The following is a 15450-nucleotide window of genomic DNA, read 5'->3' on the forward strand; positions in this document are numbered from 1 at the left end:
GGACTGCCTATGAAAGTAGGAGGAAGGCGGGGATGACGTCTAGTCAGCATGGTCCTTACGACCTGGGCTACACACGTGCTACAATGGATGGTACAACGCGCAGCCAACTCGCGAGAGTGAGCGAATCGCCAAAAGCCATCCCCAGTTCAGATCGGAGTCTGCAACTCGACTCCGTGAAGTTGGAATCGCTAGTAATCGCGGGTCAGCATACCGCGGTGAATACGTTCCCGGGCCTTGTACACACCGCCCGTCACACCACGGGAGTAAATTGCAGCTCAAACCGCCGGGAGCTGAAAGGCAGGCGTCTAGGCTGTGGTTCATGACTGGGGTGAAGTCGTAACAAGGTAACTGTACCGGAAGGTGCGGTTGGATCACCTCCTTTAACAGGTCACATTCTTCAACACCAGATGCGTTCATAAGCGCCTCAAAACTGTAATGGTTTTGAGGCGCTTTTTTATTGTGTCTTGGTTGTTTGATTCTGGTAAGCAGCGAAATGCTTCCGCCCGTTAGCGAAGCATCTGTTCAGATTCACATATGCCCGAAAGTCTCATCGATACAAACGACACGCGGCAGAACACACACTCGTGCTCTGTCCCCGTACTGTAGTGCGTCAATCACGGTACAAACAAAGGAAGCAGGCAGCCGGGTAGCGGTGAGTCAACATTCCTTCATTCCTCACAACTGGTGGTTCTAGGCGCTCAGAGGCAGCACCAATGCGCGGGCTTTGACACCTTCCCGGCGGGGGTGCAGGGCCAGGGCCAGCATCTGGGTCTCCGGGTGCAGCAGATAGGGCAGCCAGGTGTGATGCAGCGTGTTCATGGCTGCTGGTACGTCCCCAATCGGGCAACCACGCAGGACCAGCACAGCGCGGCTGCCACTGACCGTGACCCACAGGTCTGCCTGGGCCTCGGCGTCCAGGCCGCCCGCCGTGCGGTACTCGAATGGATATGCCTGTCTCAGCAGATGCATGGATCACTGCTCCTCTGGGCCGTGGCCCGCCCTCTTTCCTCTATCCTGTCCTGATTTTGATTGCTTATATCCTACGCAGACTGCGTTCCAGCGTTTGTCCCACCGCCGTTAGAGTTGAGTAGACAGGATCTACAAATGAGGCAGTGGCGCAGGCCGGGCAACCGCGTGAAAATCACCATATGGGCCGCCACCGGACCGTTAGACTGCGCCCATGAGCGGTGTGCCGGTGTCGGAGATGTTGCGCGAGTATCAGGGCTACGTGCTGGCCTACCGCCTGCGCGCCGCCGTGGGTGGGCGGGTTACGCCGGGCGGCGAACAACTGACCCTGCCCGAATACGCCGTTACCCGCATCGAGCGGCAGGATCTGGCCCGTAGCCTGATCAAACAGGGAATGGGTGCCGCGCAGATGCGGCGGCTGGACAGCCTGTCGGACACGTTGATGTTCGGGTTCTGGCTTAATCCTGCCGAGGTGGCCGCCTTTCTGCGCGCCGCCATTGATGAGGGCAGCCACCCGGCGCTGGGCCATCCCGCCGCCTTTGCCGCGTTGCTGACGGCCAGTGAACGCTCGCGGCTGGGCGATAGCGGCGTGCAGCGGGTCTGCGCCCACCATCTGGCCTGCCTGACCCTGGCCGCCCCGATGCTGGACCCGGACGGGTTGTCGCGCGCGTGGCAGCGCATCGAGGACACCACGCCACCGCTGTTTCTGGACGAGCTGGTGGCCACAGGCGCAGCGTAATACGGATTCCGTTTGTAACGTGGAGGAATCGGAACAGCGCCGATCCCTTCACTCCACGCCCGGAACACGTTTTTCTCCTTCTCGCCATCGTCGCGAACAGACGCCCATGAGGACGCTGCTCCTCCCGCTCGGATTACGGGTGTTTTCAACACCTTCTAATCAGAGTCCGTATAAGTCCACAGGCTCAGGCCAAATACACGCGTGGCGTGGGTGAGCCGTTGTTCTGGCAGCTAGACTGACGGTCATGTTGGCTGGCCTGTGGCGAACCCTGCTTCCCCGCGCCTGCCCTGGCTGCGGCGCGCAACTGGGCCGGGAGGTGGGGCTGTGCCATCCGTGCCGGGCTGGGCTGCACGCCCATGTCGAGTCGCACAGTCCACTCCGCTCGCATCCTGGGCCGCATCTGGTCACCCTGGGCCGTTACCGGGGTGTGGGCCGCCGCGCCGTCCGCGCCCTGAAATTCGGCGGGGCGCGTGAGCTGGCCGGGGTACTGGGCGAGGCACTGGCGGCGGGCGTTCCCGCGAACTGGGCCATCGGCGCGGTTATTCCTGTCCCACTGCATCCCTCCCGCCAGCGCCAGCGTGGTTACAACCAGGCCGAATTGCTGGCCCGCGAGGTGGCCCGCTGCCTGGACACTGTCTGCGTGGACGCCCTGAGCCGCACCCGCGCCACACGTCAGCAGGCCCGCCAGCATGCCGCCGGACGCAACGAGATGGCCGGAGCATTCGCGGTCAGACCGGGCAGGCTTCCCCCCGGTCCCCTGCTGCTCGTGGACGATGTGATGACATCCGGGAGTACGCTCATTGCGTGTCAGGACGCCCTATACGCGGCGGGTGCAGGGGAAATTTACGTGGCTGTGATCGCCCGCTGAATCGGGGCAGCCAGATGAGGTCAGGCACAACAGTCAGACAGAGACGTCGATCTGTTCGCGCAGCCACAGCATCAATGCCTGGGCGCTGGCTGGGTTGGTCGCCAGCGGGATGTCATGCACGTCGCACAGGCGCATCAGGGCGCTGACATCCGGTTCGTGGGGCTGGGCGGTCAGAGGATCGCGGAAGAAGAACACCGCCAGCACCCGTTCCTCGGCCAGCCGCGCGCCGATCTGCTGGTCCCCGCCGAGTGGCCCCGACAGCACCCGCTCTACCTCCAGCCCCGTCTGCTTGTGCAGGATGGTCCCGGTGGTCCCTGTCGCCACCAGATGGAAGCGCGAGAGAATGTCGCGGTGGGCCAGCGCGAACATGGCCAGTTCCAGCTTCTTCTTGTCGTGCGCGATCAGGGCCACCTGCCGTGAAGTCGCCGTGGAAATGGGTGCGGTCATGGGCATAGTTTCTCATGGGCTGGACGTGGCGGTGTCTAGAGAAGCGGTATCCAGAGAAGCGGCATAGAAAAACGGAGACCGTCGTGGCCTCCGTACGTTCTGTATTCAATGTCTTCTGTCTTCAATCCACGCGATTCAATCCTCGCGGCTCAGGGCAATTCTTCCTCGAAGGCCGAGACGTCGTCCAGATAGTCCACCATCCAGGCTTTCAGCGCGGCCTTGGTGTAGCCGCCCCGAATGGGCATGGTGCTGTCCAGGTAATACGATCCTTCGTAGACGTAAGCCTGGGTGTAGTAGTTGCCGTTCCAGTCGTTGGTCAGTTCGGTGTCCAGGCTGCCCTCGTCGTCGCTGTAATCCCAGTAGGAGCTGGCCGTGGCGCGCGAGCAGATGCCCGCCTTGCAGCCGCTGAGCCACACGTCTACCTCGTAATCGCCGGTATCCACGGTCATGCTGGGATCGCTGTCGGGGTCGGTGGGATTCATGGTGACCTTGTACCCCGCTTCACGCAGGGCAGCGGCGATGGCGGCGGGGGTGGCCGCCTGGACCTGGGCGTTTGCGCCCGTTACGGGTGCGCCCGCCCCGCCTGCCAGGGCCGCGCCGGAGAGAGACAGCAGAAGCGCGCCAGCCAGAAATATTTTTTTGTTCATACGCTCACAATAGCGGGTCTGCCCCGATCCTATGCAAGAGGGTGGATTTAGCTGATATTAAATAATTCTCATCTTTGATTTATGGAAGATGAGTGGAATGTCAGACCCCGATCCTTCTTCAGTTGATGGCGCAACCCCCCGTGACCCCGCGCTGGTTTCGCCGCCCACGCGCCGCAAACGCACCTTTGGCGTGTATATCGGGCGCTTCGAGCCGCCGCACGCCGCGCACCTGCTGGTCATGCTGGAGGCCTTGAAAAGCGTGCAGAAGCTGATCGTGGTGATCGGCTCGGCCCGCGCGGCGCGCAATCCCAAGAATCCGTTCACCGCCGACGAGCGCCAGGACGTCATCACGGCCATGCTGCTGGAGGCCGGGATCGCCCGCGCGCGGCTGCTGTTCGTGCATGTGCGCGACTACTACTACAACGAGGCGCTGTGGCTTTCCGAGGTGCAGCGTGGCGTGCAGCACTTCACGCGCGGCAGCAGCGACGTGGCCCTGATCGGTCACGTCAAGGACGACAGCAGCTATTACCTGCGCTCGTTTCCGGCCTGGGAGTTCATTCCCAGCCATGTGGTCAGCCCGTTGAGCGCCACCGACGTGCGCCGGGCGTATTTTGGGGGCCATCTGGACACGGTGCGCGACATGGTGCCGCCTGCTGTCCACGCCTTTCTGGACGCCTTTCATGCCACCCCCGAATACGCCGAGCTGCGCGCCGAGTATGACCACCTGCGTGAGTACCGGGCGGCCTGGGCCGATGCCCCTTTTCCGCCCGTGTTCGTGACCGCCGACGCCGTCGTGACGCGTAGCGGTCATGTGCTGCTGGTCAAGCGCGGCGGGATGCCGGGACGGGGCCGTCTCGCCATGCCCGGCGGCTTTCTGGAGCAACACGAGACCCTGCTGGACTGCGCCGTGCGCGAGACCCATGAGGAAACTGGCCTGGGCGCGGGCGTGGACCTGCGGGCCGCCCTGCGCGGCAGCGCCGTCTTCGATTACCCCGAACGCAGCCTGCGCGGGCGCACCGTGACCCACGCCTTCCACTTCGATCTGGGCATCGGCCAGTTGCCACGGCTTCAGGGCGGAAGCGACGCCGCCGATGCGCTGTGGATGCCGCTGGGCGAGGCGCTGTCCTCTCCCGAACTGTTTTTCGAGGACCACCATGCGATCATCGAGAATTTTCTGATGCGTGGCTGAGGTTGGGTTTAACCCGGCGTGTGCTTCAGCGTGCGGCAGAAGAAGGCCAGCAACCGCGCCTCCACCTCGGCCCGGTGGGTGTCGTTGATGTAATGATCGCCGTCCAGTTCGACGAGTTCGCTCTTTGCTCCGGCATGCTGAAGGGCCGCGTGCATCCGCTGGGCCTGCGAGATGGGCACCTCGTCGTCATGGGTGCCGTGCAGATGCAGGAAGGGCGGTGAGTCGACCCCGGCATGGGTCAGCGGACTGGCGAGGGCGGCCCGTTCCCGGCAGTCGGCCAGCGCCGAGCCGAAGAGGGGCAGGGACTGCGGCCCGAAGTGAAACGCCGGATCGAGAAAATCCATCACGCCGCTGACGTTGCCCACCGCCTGCACGCGGGCGGAATGTTCAGCGTCTGGGTCCTCCAGTTCAGCCCCTGCCGCCGTGCCCAGCAGTCCGGCCAGATGCGCCCCGGCGCTGACGCCCCACGCGCCGATGCGCTGTGGATCGATGCCCAGTGCTGAGGCGTGCGCCCTCAGCCAGCGCACCGCCGCCCGCACGTCATGAAGCTGGGCCGGAAAAGTGGCTCCCGGCGCGAGGCGGTACTCCGCACTGACGGTCACGAATCCGGCCCGCGCCAGAAACACATTGGCGGTGGGCCATTTGCCGAACATTACCCACGCCCCGCCGTGCAGGTGCAGGACAGCGGGAACAGGCTCAGGACTTCTGATTCTGGGACGGAGGATATCCAGCTTCAGGCCGTGGGCGCTGAACGGGACATCCTCAAGCAGTTCCAGATCGGGCGGTGGGAACGGCTCCACACCTCTGCCCGGTTACAGCAGGGCGCGGTGATCGGCCAGCAGGCAGCGGTCCTGCACCACGTCGATGCCGCGCGCAGTCAGTTCGCGGGCCACGGCGTCGTTGCGGATGCCCAGTTGCAACCAGACCACTTTCGGCAGCGGGTGCATTGCCAGGATGTCCTCCAGATGGTCCGGCACCTTGTCGCTGCGGCGAAACACATCCACGATATCCACCGGAGTGGCAATTTCAGCCAGCGTCGCCACCGCCTTCTGGCCAAAATAACTCTCGCCGCGCGCCGCCAGCGAGGGATTGACCGGGATGATGCTGTAGCCCTGGCGGTACATGTATTCGGGGACGTAAAAGGCGGGCTTGGCGCTGTCGTGGTGAAAGCCCACCACGGCGATCACCTTGTTTTCGGTCAGGACGCGGACGATCTCCGGGTTGGATTGCACGAGGGTCAAGGCGAAACTCCTTCGGGGGCAGCGAGGTTGGTCTGGTTCAGATCAGCGAAGGCGGCACGAGCGGCCTCCAGTGTGGCATCCAGTTCGGCCCCCGTGTGTGAGGCGCTGACAAAAATACTCTCGAACTGCGAGGGTGCCCAGTAGATGCCGCGTGACAGCAGGCCCTGAAACCACCTGCCGAACCCCTGGGTGTCGCTGCGGGCCGCCTGGGCGTAATCGCGGACCGAACCGTGCGGCGCGCCTTGAAAGAACGGCGTGAGCATGGAGCCGATCTGGTTGACGCTGATCGCCACGCCCGCCCCTGCCGCCAGGGTCTTCAGGCCGTCTGCCAGTTGCGAGGTGTAGCTCTCCAGTCGCCCGTAGATCCCCGCGTCGGCCTCCAGGGTGCGCAGGGTCGCCAGCCCCGCCGCCATCGCCAGCGGATTGCCGCTGAGGGTCCCGGCCTGATACACCGGCCCCTGCGGCGAGACGAAATCCATCACGTCCCCGCGCCCGCCATACGCGCCCACGGGCAGCCCCCCGCCGATGATCTTGCCCCAGCAGGTCAGATCCGGCTTCAAGCCCAGCAGCCCCGTCGCCCCGTTCAGGCTCAGGCGAAAGCCGGTCATCACCTCGTCGGCGATCAGCAGCGCGCCCATTCCCTGGACGCGGTGCAGGGCGGCCAGGAATTCGGGGGTGGGAATCAGCACCCCGGCGTTGCCCACCACCGGCTCGAAGATCACGGCGGCCACCTCTGCGCCGCGCTCGGCCATCAACGTGTCCAGCGCTGCCGGATCGTTGTACTCGCTCACCAGCGTCAGGGCGGCGTATTCCTCGGGCACGCCCGCGCTGCTGGGGGCGGATTCGCCCAAAGCCCCATCCAGGTTGGTCATCAGGCCGCTGCCCGCCTCTACCAGCAGGCCGTCGGCGTGGCCGTGGTAATTGCCCCGGAACTTGACGATCAGCTTGCGGCCAGTAAAACCGCGTGCCAGCCGCAACGCGCTCATGGTGGCCTCGGTGCCGCTACTGGTAAAGCGCACCTTATCCGTGCCCGTCAGCCGCGTGACCAGTTCGGCCAGTTCCACCTCGCGTTCGCCGGGTGCGCCGAAGCTGGTGCCGAATTGCAGGGCGTCTGCAACGGCCTCGCGCACCGCCGGGTGGTTGTGGCCCAGGATCATCGGCCCCCACGAACCGATGTAATCGATGTAACGCGTGCCGTCGGCGTCGGTCAGGTACGCGCCGTGGGCCTCGCGGATGAAGCGCGGCGTGCCGCCCACACTTTTAAAGGCCCGCACCGGGCTGTTCACGCCCCCCGGCGTCACGGCGCGGGCGCGGGCGAAGAGTGCCTCGGACTGCGCGGTTTGAGAAGTCGCCTGGGTCGTGGTCTGGGTCATGCCCAGCACCTTAGCGGAGGTGGGGCGGGACGGGGGAGAGGAAAGAGACACTCGCCCGCCTCACAGCCCCAGCAACCCCACCGCTGCCGTGAGTTCCAGCTCCTTCCTGAAGGGGGCCACCAGTTCCTTCTCGCGGGCGCTGGCCGCCGTCACCGTGCTGTCCAGATTGGGCAACTGGCCGTTCTGGATGGCCTGGGCCGCCTGCGCAAAGTCGATATCGGGCACGCCCAGCGCGCGGTTGACCCCGCTGCGGACCTCGGCGTAACGTCCGGCGCTCATCTTTTCGCGGGCCAGTCCGGCATCCTGTGCGGTCCTGGCCTTGCCGATGCTGCTGCCCGCCTGCCGCAGCACGTTCACCACCTGGAGCAGATTGGGCGTCTGTCCGGCCTGAACCTCGGCCCACACCGATTGCAGCCCGGTGAAGCTCTGGCCCAGCGCGGCGCGCACGTCCCGGCGGATGCGGACAAACTTCTGCACGTCGCTCTGGGTCAGGGGGGCGGCGTTGGCGGTGGGCGTCGTTCCAGCAGTCTGATCCGGTGTTGTCGTCTGGCCCTGCGTCTGGCTCTGTGTCTGCGGCGGGTTCAGTCCGGCCACGAATTCGCGCACAGGCTGGATCACCACGAACCACGCCAGTGCGCCCAGCAGCGCCAGCACCAGCAGCCCGCCGCCGCCACAGCCCAGGCAGCCGCATCCCGGTCCTCGTCTTGGTCTCATGCCCCACTGTACGGGGCCAGGGTCCCGGAAGTTCCCCCTTCAGGGCCGAAAGAGGGCACGGAGGTTGACAAGTCCGCTGTCACAGGCGCTAAATGCGTGCGTTCAGTTCACACAATCCTCAGCCTGCGCCCCTGCCTGTCGCCTTGCCCGCGCCCGGTGCCGGGGGTCAGTGCAACGCCGATTCTACGCCCTGGAGGCCGCATGACTGCACATCAGAATGCCCACGAGAATGCCCACGAGAATGCCCAGACCCGTTCCAGCTTTTCCCGCGCCCAGACCCTGCGCAAGGCGTCCCTGCTGCTGACCGGGCTGACCCTGACCCTGGCGAGCTGCGGCAGCCCAATCGTTGATCCGCCCACGCCACAGCCCCAGACCCGTGAACAGGACACGCGCACCTTCACGGCGGTCACCCCAGCCTTCAAGCCCATTGCTGGCGCGCAACTGTATCAGGGCACCTACGACGGTCTTCAGGGCAAGGCGGGTTACGCCCTAGAGGTTCCGGCCAAGTGGAACGGGCAACTGATCATGTACACCCACGGCTACGCGGGCACAGGCGACAAGCTGAACGTGCAGGAGCCGCCGCTGCGCGCCTACTGGCTGTCGCTGGGCTACGCCTGGGGGGCCAGCAGCTATTCCAGCAACTATTACGACGTGCAGTCTGGCGTGGAGGACACCAACGCCCTGGCCCTGAAATTCCAGACACTGACTGGACAGGCCAAACCCGGCAAATACCTGATCATGGGCGTCAGCATGGGCGGGCATGTGGCCAGCGCGTCGGTGGAGAAAGAAACCCTGGACACCGCGAAGAACAAGGTGACTTACGCGGCGGCCATGCCGGTCTGCGGCGTGCTGGATGAGGAATACGAATTTCAGTGGGTGGGCGATTACACCCTGGCCGCCGCGCAACTGGCCGGGTACGGTGCGCAACAGTACCCGCAGTCCGATTTCCAGAAACTGCTGCCCGATATCCTGTCGGCGCTGTTTACCGATACGTCCGGCCCTCTGTGGCAGGTCAACAATGCCCAGGGCACCAAGCTGCGTGAACTTGCCAAGCAACTGACCGGCGGCGAGCGGCCCGTGTTCAACCTGGGCTTCAGCTCCGCAGGCTTGCAGGGCGCGGTGCTGGGAACCGGCGGCTCGGACGGCACCCTGACTGGCATCCTGGCGAAGAACTTCTACGGCAACATCGGCATCGATTACCGCTGGACCACCGGACCCACCGAAACGGTGGCCGAGAAAGCCTTCAACGACGCCATCCTGCGCGTGAAGGCGGACCCGGACGCCAACCCGGCCCGGCCCGGCGCACTGCGCTGGCTGCCACGCGTCAACGGCGAGATCAATGTGCCAGTGCTGACCATGCACACCACGGGCGACTTCTACGTGCCGTTCAAGCACGAGCAGCTTTACAACAAGGCAGTGGCGGCCAACGGCAAGTCCAATCTATTGGTGCAGCGGGCCATCCGCGCGGCGGGCCACTGTGAATTCGTGGGCGCGGAACTGGCCGAGGGCTTCAACGATCTGGTGAAGTGGGAGGCGGGAGGCGCGAAACCGGCGGGCGACGACGTGACCACCCCCGCCGTGCTGGCCGATCCCAACTATGGCTGCAAGTACACCCGCGAAACCCGGACCGGCGTGGCCGCCTGCACCGTGGCAACCCCCTTGAGCAACTGAAGTTCGGACCCGATGGGAAGGGGGAGGCAGTCGCGTGAGCGGCCCGCCTCCCTCTTCTGTTCGCTTTCTAATGCTGCCAGAGTGCCGTAACCAGCGCGTAACCTTCCTTCAACGTGGCGGTGACCGCTTCACCGTTCGTCTCGTTGCTGATCGTCCAGCCGCTGCCCAGCGGCACGTCTGCGCCGTACAGGGGCCAGCGCACGCCGCCCAGGCTCAGGCCGCGCAGGTCGCTGCATGCCACCACGCTCAGGGTCACGCCGGGGGGCAGAGGCAATGACAGGGGAGAGGCAGGCAGCAGCGGCCAGGCCCACTCGTCGCCGCTGCTGAGGGTAACTGTCAGTCCCTCCCGCGCCAGCCGAACGCCACCCAGCAGCAATGCCGCCGCGTGATCGAAGCGTCCGCCGAAGGCTCCCAGGAAAACCAGTTCGGTGGCCCCACGTTTCAGGGCCAGCCGCACGGCCAGTTCGGCGTCCGTTTCGTTCTTGGCCGCCGGGTGGACCTCGCGCGGGGCGTCCACCGTCACGCCGTCCGAGGAATCGAAGTCGCCTACCCAGGCGTCCACCGCCACGTCCAGTGGGGCCGCGTGGCGTGCGCCGCCGTCTGCCGCCACCACCAGGGCGGGGCGCGGCAGCTTCAGCAGCGCGGGCGTGGGGGTCAGCCGTCCACCGACGAGAATCCAGGCGATCAAGACCGGATTCTACAGCAGTTGTCATAAAAAGACCATTTTTATGACCGAGCGAAGCGAGAGACTTTTGCCGAGCAGGACGGACTTGCAAAGCTGCGAAGCAGAGAATGGAGTCGCCGGAAGTCTCTTTTTCCGGTGACGTAATTCGGAGAACTGCTCTAGTGGATCGGGTCAGCGGTAGTAGTTGGCCGGAATCTTGCTTTGCAGTAACTGCACGGCCTGGGCCAGCATTATGCCCACGGCCTTGTCTACGCCGCTGGACTTGCTGCCGCCCAGACTGAAGCCGCCCAGGGAAAACCCGGCGCTGTTGCTGCTGCTCTTGCCTTCCACTTTGGCGGTAGCAATCACGCGGCCCGTCTTGGAATCCACCACCCGCAGATCGGCTCCGATGGTGCTTTCCTTGCCGCCCAGGCACACGCCCATGAAGCAGCCCTGGCCGCTGGCCGAGTCGGGTTCGTAGCTATTGATGTTGCCGAACACCAGCACGTCCACCGGGCTGAGGGCGGCGGCGGGGTCACTGCCGGTGCCGATAAAGTTGTTCTGCATCAGTTGTGGAACGTTCTCGCGCTCGTAGACGGCAAACGCGCCCGTATCGCTCAGGGCGTTCATCAGCGCGTCGGCCAGCCCGACACCCAGTTCCGAGGTGCAGCGCGCGGCATTGCATTTGAAAATTCCCACCGCGACATTGACCTGCGCGGCGGCGGCTGGTGGGGCGTTCAGGGGTGCGGGCGCAACTGGGGCGGGTGCAACAGGAGGGGGCGCGACAGGCGGCGGAGCGGTCTGGGCCAGGGCCGGGCCAGCCAGCAGCGCGGCGGCGAAGATCAGGTGAAGTGCTTTCATCGGGAGACCTCCAGGGTCATCGGGAAGAGTCGGATAGGAAGAGGTGGCCGGCTCCGTGAAGGGCCATGAGCCGCGCCTGACAGAAGAGAGTTGTGAATGTGCTGGACGGCACGAAGCTGGACGGCACGCAAGGACTAGAACCGAACAGTGATTTCACTGCCGGTCAGCCCGGACACCTGTACGCCCAGCGATTCCAGCAGGGCAGCCAGTTCGGTCACGCTCCCCGTGAATTGCAGTTCGGCCACCGCCCCGGCCTGGTCCACCGAGCGGATGGTGAAGGCCCCCACCGTGCTGCTGCCCCGCAGCCGCGTGCCCAGGGCGTTGAGTTGCGCGAAGGTGACGGGCGGCCCCGCGCGCATGACATAGGCGCGCGGGGCGGTGGTTCCAGCGCCCTGCAAGGCCCCGATGATCTTGCCGGGCAGCAGCGCCCCCGCCGCCTTGCCCACGTTCATCAGGGCCGTTTTGCCGGCCACGGCGTCGGTGGCCCCCGCCGCGCTGCCCTGGAACGCCTGCGTACTCAGCACCTGCCCGCTGGCGAGGTCGATGACCTTGACCTCCAGCCGGGCGGTGTAGCCGCGCAGGCCCCCCGCCACCGCGCCGTATTCCTCGGCGAAGGCTTCCCCGGTGACCAGCAGGTCGGCGTTCAGACGGGTCCGCAGCTCTGCCAGGGCCTGGGCATTCAGGCTGGGGCTGCCGCGCACGATTTCCCGCGTGGCGTTCAGCACCTGTTGCGAGGCGTCCACCAGCCGCAGCCCCGACTCCACCAGGGACCGTCCGATCTCGGTCTCGGCGGCGGGATCGGGGACCGGGCGGCGCAGGATGACCTCTGGAATGATCACCGCGATCCGGGTCTGCGCCAGCCCAGGCTGGGCACGCAGCACGGCCCGCTCGACCAGCCCCCTGGCCGCGCTGATCTCGACGGTCATGGTCACGCCGCCGGCCCCGGTTCCCTCCCGCACCACGCGGCCCAGCCGGACCTCGTTTCTGGGAATGGCGGCCACCGTCTGGGTATAAGCCGGGGTGCCGGGCGTCAGCACGCGGGCCACCAGTGCCTCGATGCCCTTGCCGATGGCCTGGCCGTAAGCAGCGTCACGGGTGGGGCCACTGACCTGAACTTCCAGAACGGTGGTATCGGTGGCTGCCGTCTGGGCCAGGGAACTCGTCCCCAGCGCCAGGGCGGATATGGTCATGACATGGGCAATGCTGGCCTTCAAATGAACCTCCTATGAATCTGTGGTGATAACCCACAGCATAGCGGCCCAAGGGTCAGTTCACTCTTTCCAGCCGCAGGATGTTGTTTAGACCGTGCGTGACTGAACCGGGTTCAACTTTGACCGGGTTCAACCTTGTCGGTCATCCATCACTTCCCGCACCCGCGCCTCAGCCACAGCCAGCCGCAGGGTCTGGCCGTCGATCATGCCCACTTCCCGCGCGCTCAGGTTCAGGGTCAGCGGCCCCAGCGGATGCGCCACCGTGACTGTCTCGCCCGCCTCCGTGGCGTGGCGGGAGATCAGCGTGAAGATGTCTCCCTGGCCCAATCGAACGGCGTTCTCGGGAACCAGCAGGGCCTGACCCCCCTCGCGCCCCAGCACGTTCGCCCAGCCCAGAAAGGCAGCCACCCAGGCGGTTGCGGGCTGATCAAAGACCGTGCGTGCTGCGCCCGTCTGCACCAGTTGCCCGGCGCGCATCACGGCCACCTGCCCGGCCAGCGCCAGCGCCTCCCGCTGATCGTGCGTGACCAGCAGCACGCCCGCGCCGACGCGCCTGAACAGCTCGCGCAGATCGTTGCGTAATTCGGCGCGCAGGCGCTCATCCAGATTGCTCAGGGGTTCGTCCAGCAGCAGCAGGGGCGAATTTGTGGCCAATGCGCGGGCCAGCGCCACCCGCTGCGCCTGCCCGCCAGACAGTTGGGCGGGTTTACGCGCCGCCAGTTCTGGCAGGTTGACCAGCACCAGCGCTTCCTGCGCCCGCCCGTGCGCCTCGCCCCGCGCCGCGCCGCGCATGCGGGGGCCGTAGGCCACGTTGTCCAGCACGCTCAGATGCGGGAACAGGGCGTAATCCTGAAACACCAGCCCGATATGCCGCGCCTCTGGTGGCAGGGCGGTCACGTCGCGCCCGCCCACCTCCACCCGCCCTGTATCCGGGCGTTCCAGGCCCGCCACCATCCGCAGCACGGTGCTTTTGCCGCAGCCGCTGGGGCCGAGCAGGGCCAGTGTTTCGCCTGCCTGCACGGTCAGGGACACGTCCTGCACGGCGCGGGTGGAGCCGAAGGACTTGGCGAGGTGGTGGGTGGTGAGGGCGGCGGAGAGGGTCAATTCTAGTTCTCCGCTTCCTCTTCCTCTGCTTCCCAGAGTGGCCCGCCCCATTCTCTACCTCTCGGTCTCCATTCGGGAATATCCTCGTAACGCAACGGTTCTTCAGGGATTCCAGCCAGGAGTTCGTCGATGGTCATATCGGGAGTGAAATCCGATTGTGGGACGTTCATACCTGATTCTCTCACGTCACCTCTCCTTCCCCGCCGTCTAGCACCGTAAACGCCGTTGCCGACAGCAGCAGCAGCACCGTGGCCAGCGCACACGCCTCGCCCAGATTGCGTTCGCCGGGGCGGCCCAGACGTTCGTACAGGCCCACGCTGAGGGTGGCCCACTCCGGGCGGGTCAGCACCAGGGTTGCGCCGAACTCGCCCAGCACGGTGGCGAGGGCCAGCGCCGCGCCGCCGCGCAGGGCGGGCAGCGTCAGCGGCAGCGTGACCGTGCGTTGAACGGCCAGCGGGCCAGCTCCAAGTGTGCGGGCGGCCTCAAATAAACGGGGCGGCAGGGCGCGCAATGCAGGCAACACCGAGCGCACCACCAGCGGCAGCGCCAGCAGCGTGTACGCCGCGATCAGCATGGGCAGTGTGGCCGCCAGCGCCGGGTACGCCAGCAGGTAGCCCACCGCCAGCGACACGGGCGAGACCATCAGTGGCAGCAGCGAAATCAGGTCCAGCACCCGCGAACGCGCCAGCCACGCGCCCAGCGCGTACAAACTGCCCAGCACGGTTGCGCCCACCAGCGCCATCGCCCCGAAGCGCAGGGTGTTGCCCAGCAGCAGTGGGGTGTCCGGGTCCGCGAAAATGCCCTGCCAGTACAGCAATGTCGGCCCGCCCGAACCCAGCAGTCCGCGCGCCACCACCGCCAGCAGAGGTGCGAAGCAGATCAGTAGCGTTACGGCCCCCAGCCCCAGAATCCCGGCCAGCACGCCGCCCCGCGCCGGGGGCAGACCGGAGGACGGCACGCCTGCCCCGCCGCGCGTTAAACCTGTGTAGGCCCACGTCGCCACCAGTGTCAGCAGCAGTTGCCCGGCGATCAGGGCGCTGGCCTCCGAAAGGCGCAGTTGCAGGGCGGTCAGGGTGTAGATCTCCACCTCCAGCGTCGCGTACTGTTCGCCGCCCAGCGCCAGCGGCAGCCCGAAGCTGAGGGCAGAGTACAGAAAGACCAGCACCATGCCCGCCGCCAGCCCCGGCAGCGCCAGCGGCAGCGCCACACCCAGCGCCGCCCGCCAGCCGCTTGCGCCCAGCGTCCGCGCCGCGCCGATCAGATGCGGCGGCACGCGCGAGAAGCCGCCGTAGGACAGCCGGATCATCACCGGTAGGTTAAAGAAGAGGTTGCCCAGAATGATCAGCGCGGGCGTGTCGCTGATGTCCACCCCCGTCAGTGTGGTCAGCCAGCCGCGTGGCCCCAGCAGCGCCGAGAGGCCCAGCACCGCCACCAGGGTGGGTGTCACGAAGGGCAGCAGCAGCAGCCGCAGGAACAGTCCCTTGCCCGGAATGTCGGCCCGCGACAGCAGATACGCCAGCGGCGCACCGATCAGCAGCGCCAGCGGCGCCGTTCCGCCCGCCTGCGTCAGCGTCCAGCCCAGGCGGCCCAGGAAGTACGGATCGCGCCACACGCCCAGATTGACGCCGCCCTCGGCCAGCGTGCGCCCCAGCGGCACGGCCAGCAGCAGCACCGTGAAGATCAGTGCAGGCAGCGCCAGCAGCCAGCCGGACAGGCGGGAGGGGGTCATGGGGGTGATGGTAGATGGTGGATGGG

The 15450-nt window shown here is 66.1% G+C and carries 17 protein-coding genes and 1 rRNA gene; 5 read left to right on the plus strand and 13 right to left on the minus strand.

All coding sequences use genetic code 11. From position 1 onward, the window contains the following. A 16S ribosomal RNA gene (locus BOO71_RS19100) occupies nt 1-382 on the plus strand; the annotation flags it as partial. A 308-nt stretch (nt 383-690) separates the two neighbouring features. Here BOO71_RS19100 and BOO71_RS19105 read toward each other — a convergent pair. Next, nucleotides 691-969 (minus strand): hypothetical protein, encoded by a 279-nt coding sequence (locus BOO71_RS19105; RefSeq protein WP_075835058.1) that lies wholly within the window; start codon nt 967-969, stop codon nt 691-693. 211 nt (nt 970-1180) lie between these two features. Between BOO71_RS19105 and BOO71_RS19110 the strand changes: the two genes are divergently transcribed. Continuing rightward, complete coding sequence (locus BOO71_RS19110; protein WP_075835060.1) at nt 1181-1705, plus strand: hypothetical protein; 525 nt, start codon at nt 1181-1183, stop codon at nt 1703-1705. A gap of 244 nt (nt 1706-1949) precedes the next feature. Then, nucleotides 1950-2573 (plus strand): ComF family protein, encoded by a 624-nt coding sequence (locus BOO71_RS19115; RefSeq protein ID WP_075835062.1) that lies wholly within the window; start codon nt 1950-1952, stop codon nt 2571-2573. Nucleotides 2574-2606: 33 nt separating this feature from the next. Here BOO71_RS19115 and BOO71_RS19120 read toward each other — a convergent pair whose 3' ends face one another. Both BOO71_RS19120 and BOO71_RS19125 read right to left on the minus strand, forming a co-directional pair. Next, nucleotides 2607-3020 (minus strand): methylglyoxal synthase, encoded by a 414-nt coding sequence (locus BOO71_RS19120; protein WP_075835162.1) that lies wholly within the window; start codon nt 3018-3020, stop codon nt 2607-2609. Nucleotides 3021-3169: 149 nt separating this feature from the next. After that, nucleotides 3170-3667: a YbjN domain-containing protein gene (locus BOO71_RS19125; RefSeq protein WP_075835064.1), complete on the minus strand. Its 498-nt coding sequence runs from the start codon at nt 3665-3667 to the stop codon at nt 3170-3172. Nucleotides 3668-3764: 97 nt separating this feature from the next. Here BOO71_RS19125 and BOO71_RS19130 point away from each other — a divergent pair, with 97 nt between their 5' ends. Continuing rightward, nucleotides 3765-4856 (plus strand): bifunctional nicotinamide-nucleotide adenylyltransferase/Nudix hydroxylase, encoded by a 1092-nt coding sequence (locus BOO71_RS19130; protein ID WP_254843218.1) that lies wholly within the window; start codon nt 3765-3767, stop codon nt 4854-4856. Between the two features lie 8 nt (nt 4857-4864). Here BOO71_RS19130 and BOO71_RS19135 read toward each other — a convergent pair whose 3' ends face one another. Genes BOO71_RS19135 through BOO71_RS19150 form a run of 4 tightly spaced genes read right to left on the minus strand, consistent with a single transcriptional unit; the run spans nt 4865 to nt 8184 of the window. Next, complete coding sequence (locus BOO71_RS19135) at nt 4865-5656, minus strand: alpha/beta hydrolase (protein ID WP_075835068.1); 792 nt, start codon at nt 5654-5656, stop codon at nt 4865-4867. A gap of 12 nt (nt 5657-5668) precedes the next feature. Continuing rightward, nucleotides 5669-6097: a CoA-binding protein gene (locus BOO71_RS19140; protein ID WP_075835070.1), complete on the minus strand. Its 429-nt coding sequence runs from the start codon at nt 6095-6097 to the stop codon at nt 5669-5671. After that, the gene (gene hemL / locus BOO71_RS19145; RefSeq protein ID WP_075835072.1) at nt 6094-7470 is read right to left on the minus strand and encodes a glutamate-1-semialdehyde 2,1-aminomutase; all 1377 of its coding nucleotides are present in this window, start codon (nt 7468-7470) and stop codon (nt 6094-6096) included. Before hemL ends, BOO71_RS19140 begins: the two co-directional genes overlap by 4 nt. A 60-nt stretch (nt 7471-7530) precedes the next feature. Continuing rightward, entirely contained in the window at nt 7531-8184 is a 654-nt protein-coding gene (locus BOO71_RS19150; protein WP_075835074.1) for a hypothetical protein, read from the minus strand. A gap of 201 nt (nt 8185-8385) precedes the next feature. On the opposite strand from BOO71_RS19150, the gene BOO71_RS19155 reads away from it, so the two are divergent. Then, a complete protein-coding gene (locus BOO71_RS19155; RefSeq protein ID WP_254843219.1) occupies nt 8386-9855 on the plus strand; it encodes an alpha/beta hydrolase in 1470 nt (489 codons plus the stop codon). 67 nt (nt 9856-9922) lie between these two features. On the opposite strand, the gene BOO71_RS19160 is transcribed toward BOO71_RS19155, so the two are convergent. The 6 genes from BOO71_RS19160 to BOO71_RS19180 all read right to left on the minus strand — a co-directional run bounded on the left by BOO71_RS19160 (nt 9923) and on the right by BOO71_RS19180 (nt 15424). Continuing rightward, the gene (locus BOO71_RS19160; RefSeq protein WP_075835076.1) at nt 9923-10543 is read right to left on the minus strand and encodes a thiamine diphosphokinase; all 621 of its coding nucleotides are present in this window, start codon (nt 10541-10543) and stop codon (nt 9923-9925) included. 168 nt (nt 10544-10711) lie between these two features. Further along, nucleotides 10712-11380, minus strand: coding sequence for a CsgG/HfaB family protein (locus BOO71_RS19165; RefSeq protein WP_075835078.1), 669 nt, complete (start codon nt 11378-11380; stop codon nt 10712-10714). A gap of 134 nt (nt 11381-11514) precedes the next feature. Then, entirely contained in the window at nt 11515-12570 is a 1056-nt protein-coding gene (locus BOO71_RS19170; RefSeq protein ID WP_075835166.1) for a hypothetical protein, read from the minus strand. Nucleotides 12571-12720: 150 nt separating this feature from the next. Further along, nucleotides 12721-13695 (minus strand): ABC transporter ATP-binding protein, encoded by a 975-nt coding sequence (locus tag BOO71_RS19175; RefSeq protein WP_075835080.1) that lies wholly within the window; start codon nt 13693-13695, stop codon nt 12721-12723. A gap of 2 nt (nt 13696-13697) precedes the next feature. After that, entirely contained in the window at nt 13698-13832 is a 135-nt protein-coding gene (locus BOO71_RS29100; protein ID WP_303046749.1) for a hypothetical protein, read from the minus strand. 44 nt (nt 13833-13876) lie between these two features. Then, nucleotides 13877-15424 (minus strand): ABC transporter permease, encoded by a 1548-nt coding sequence (locus tag BOO71_RS19180; RefSeq protein WP_075835168.1) that lies wholly within the window; start codon nt 15422-15424, stop codon nt 13877-13879. Nucleotides 15425-15450 lie beyond the last annotated feature (26 nt).

This window comes from Deinococcus marmoris (assembly GCF_001949125.1).
GTDB classification, from domain to species: domain Bacteria; phylum Deinococcota; class Deinococci; order Deinococcales; family Deinococcaceae; genus Deinococcus; species Deinococcus marmoris_A.

What these genes read in the sequence shown, in the direction of transcription:
- BOO71_RS19105 (WP_075835058.1), bottom strand. Translation starts at nt 969, where the DNA reads ATGCATCTGCTGAGACAGGCATATCCATTCGAGTACCGCACGGCGGGC.
- hemL (WP_075835072.1), bottom strand. Translation starts at nt 7,470, where the DNA reads ATGACCCAGACCACGACCCAGGCGACTTCTCAAACCGCGCAGTCCGAG.
- BOO71_RS19110 (WP_075835060.1), top strand. Translation starts at nt 1,181, where the DNA reads ATGAGCGGTGTGCCGGTGTCGGAGATGTTGCGCGAGTATCAGGGCTAC.
- BOO71_RS19130 (WP_254843218.1), top strand. Translation starts at nt 3,765, where the DNA reads ATGTCAGACCCCGATCCTTCTTCAGTTGATGGCGCAACCCCCCGTGAC.
- BOO71_RS19180 (WP_075835168.1), bottom strand. Translation starts at nt 15,424, where the DNA reads ATGACCCCCTCCCGCCTGTCCGGCTGGCTGCTGGCGCTGCCTGCACTG.
- BOO71_RS19120 (WP_075835162.1), bottom strand. Translation starts at nt 3,020, where the DNA reads ATGACCGCACCCATTTCCACGGCGACTTCACGGCAGGTGGCCCTGATC.
- BOO71_RS19165 (WP_075835078.1), bottom strand. Translation starts at nt 11,380, where the DNA reads ATGAAAGCACTTCACCTGATCTTCGCCGCCGCGCTGCTGGCTGGCCCG.
- BOO71_RS19170 (WP_075835166.1), bottom strand. Translation starts at nt 12,570, where the DNA reads ATGACCATATCCGCCCTGGCGCTGGGGACGAGTTCCCTGGCCCAGACG.
- BOO71_RS19155 (WP_254843219.1), top strand. Translation starts at nt 8,386, where the DNA reads ATGACTGCACATCAGAATGCCCACGAGAATGCCCACGAGAATGCCCAG.
- BOO71_RS29100 (WP_303046749.1), bottom strand. Translation starts at nt 13,832, where the DNA reads ATGACCATCGACGAACTCCTGGCTGGAATCCCTGAAGAACCGTTGCGT.
- BOO71_RS19125 (WP_075835064.1), bottom strand. Translation starts at nt 3,667, where the DNA reads ATGAACAAAAAAATATTTCTGGCTGGCGCGCTTCTGCTGTCTCTCTCC.
- BOO71_RS19150 (WP_075835074.1), bottom strand. Translation starts at nt 8,184, where the DNA reads ATGAGACCAAGACGAGGACCGGGATGCGGCTGCCTGGGCTGTGGCGGC.
- BOO71_RS19115 (WP_075835062.1), top strand. Translation starts at nt 1,950, where the DNA reads ATGTTGGCTGGCCTGTGGCGAACCCTGCTTCCCCGCGCCTGCCCTGGC.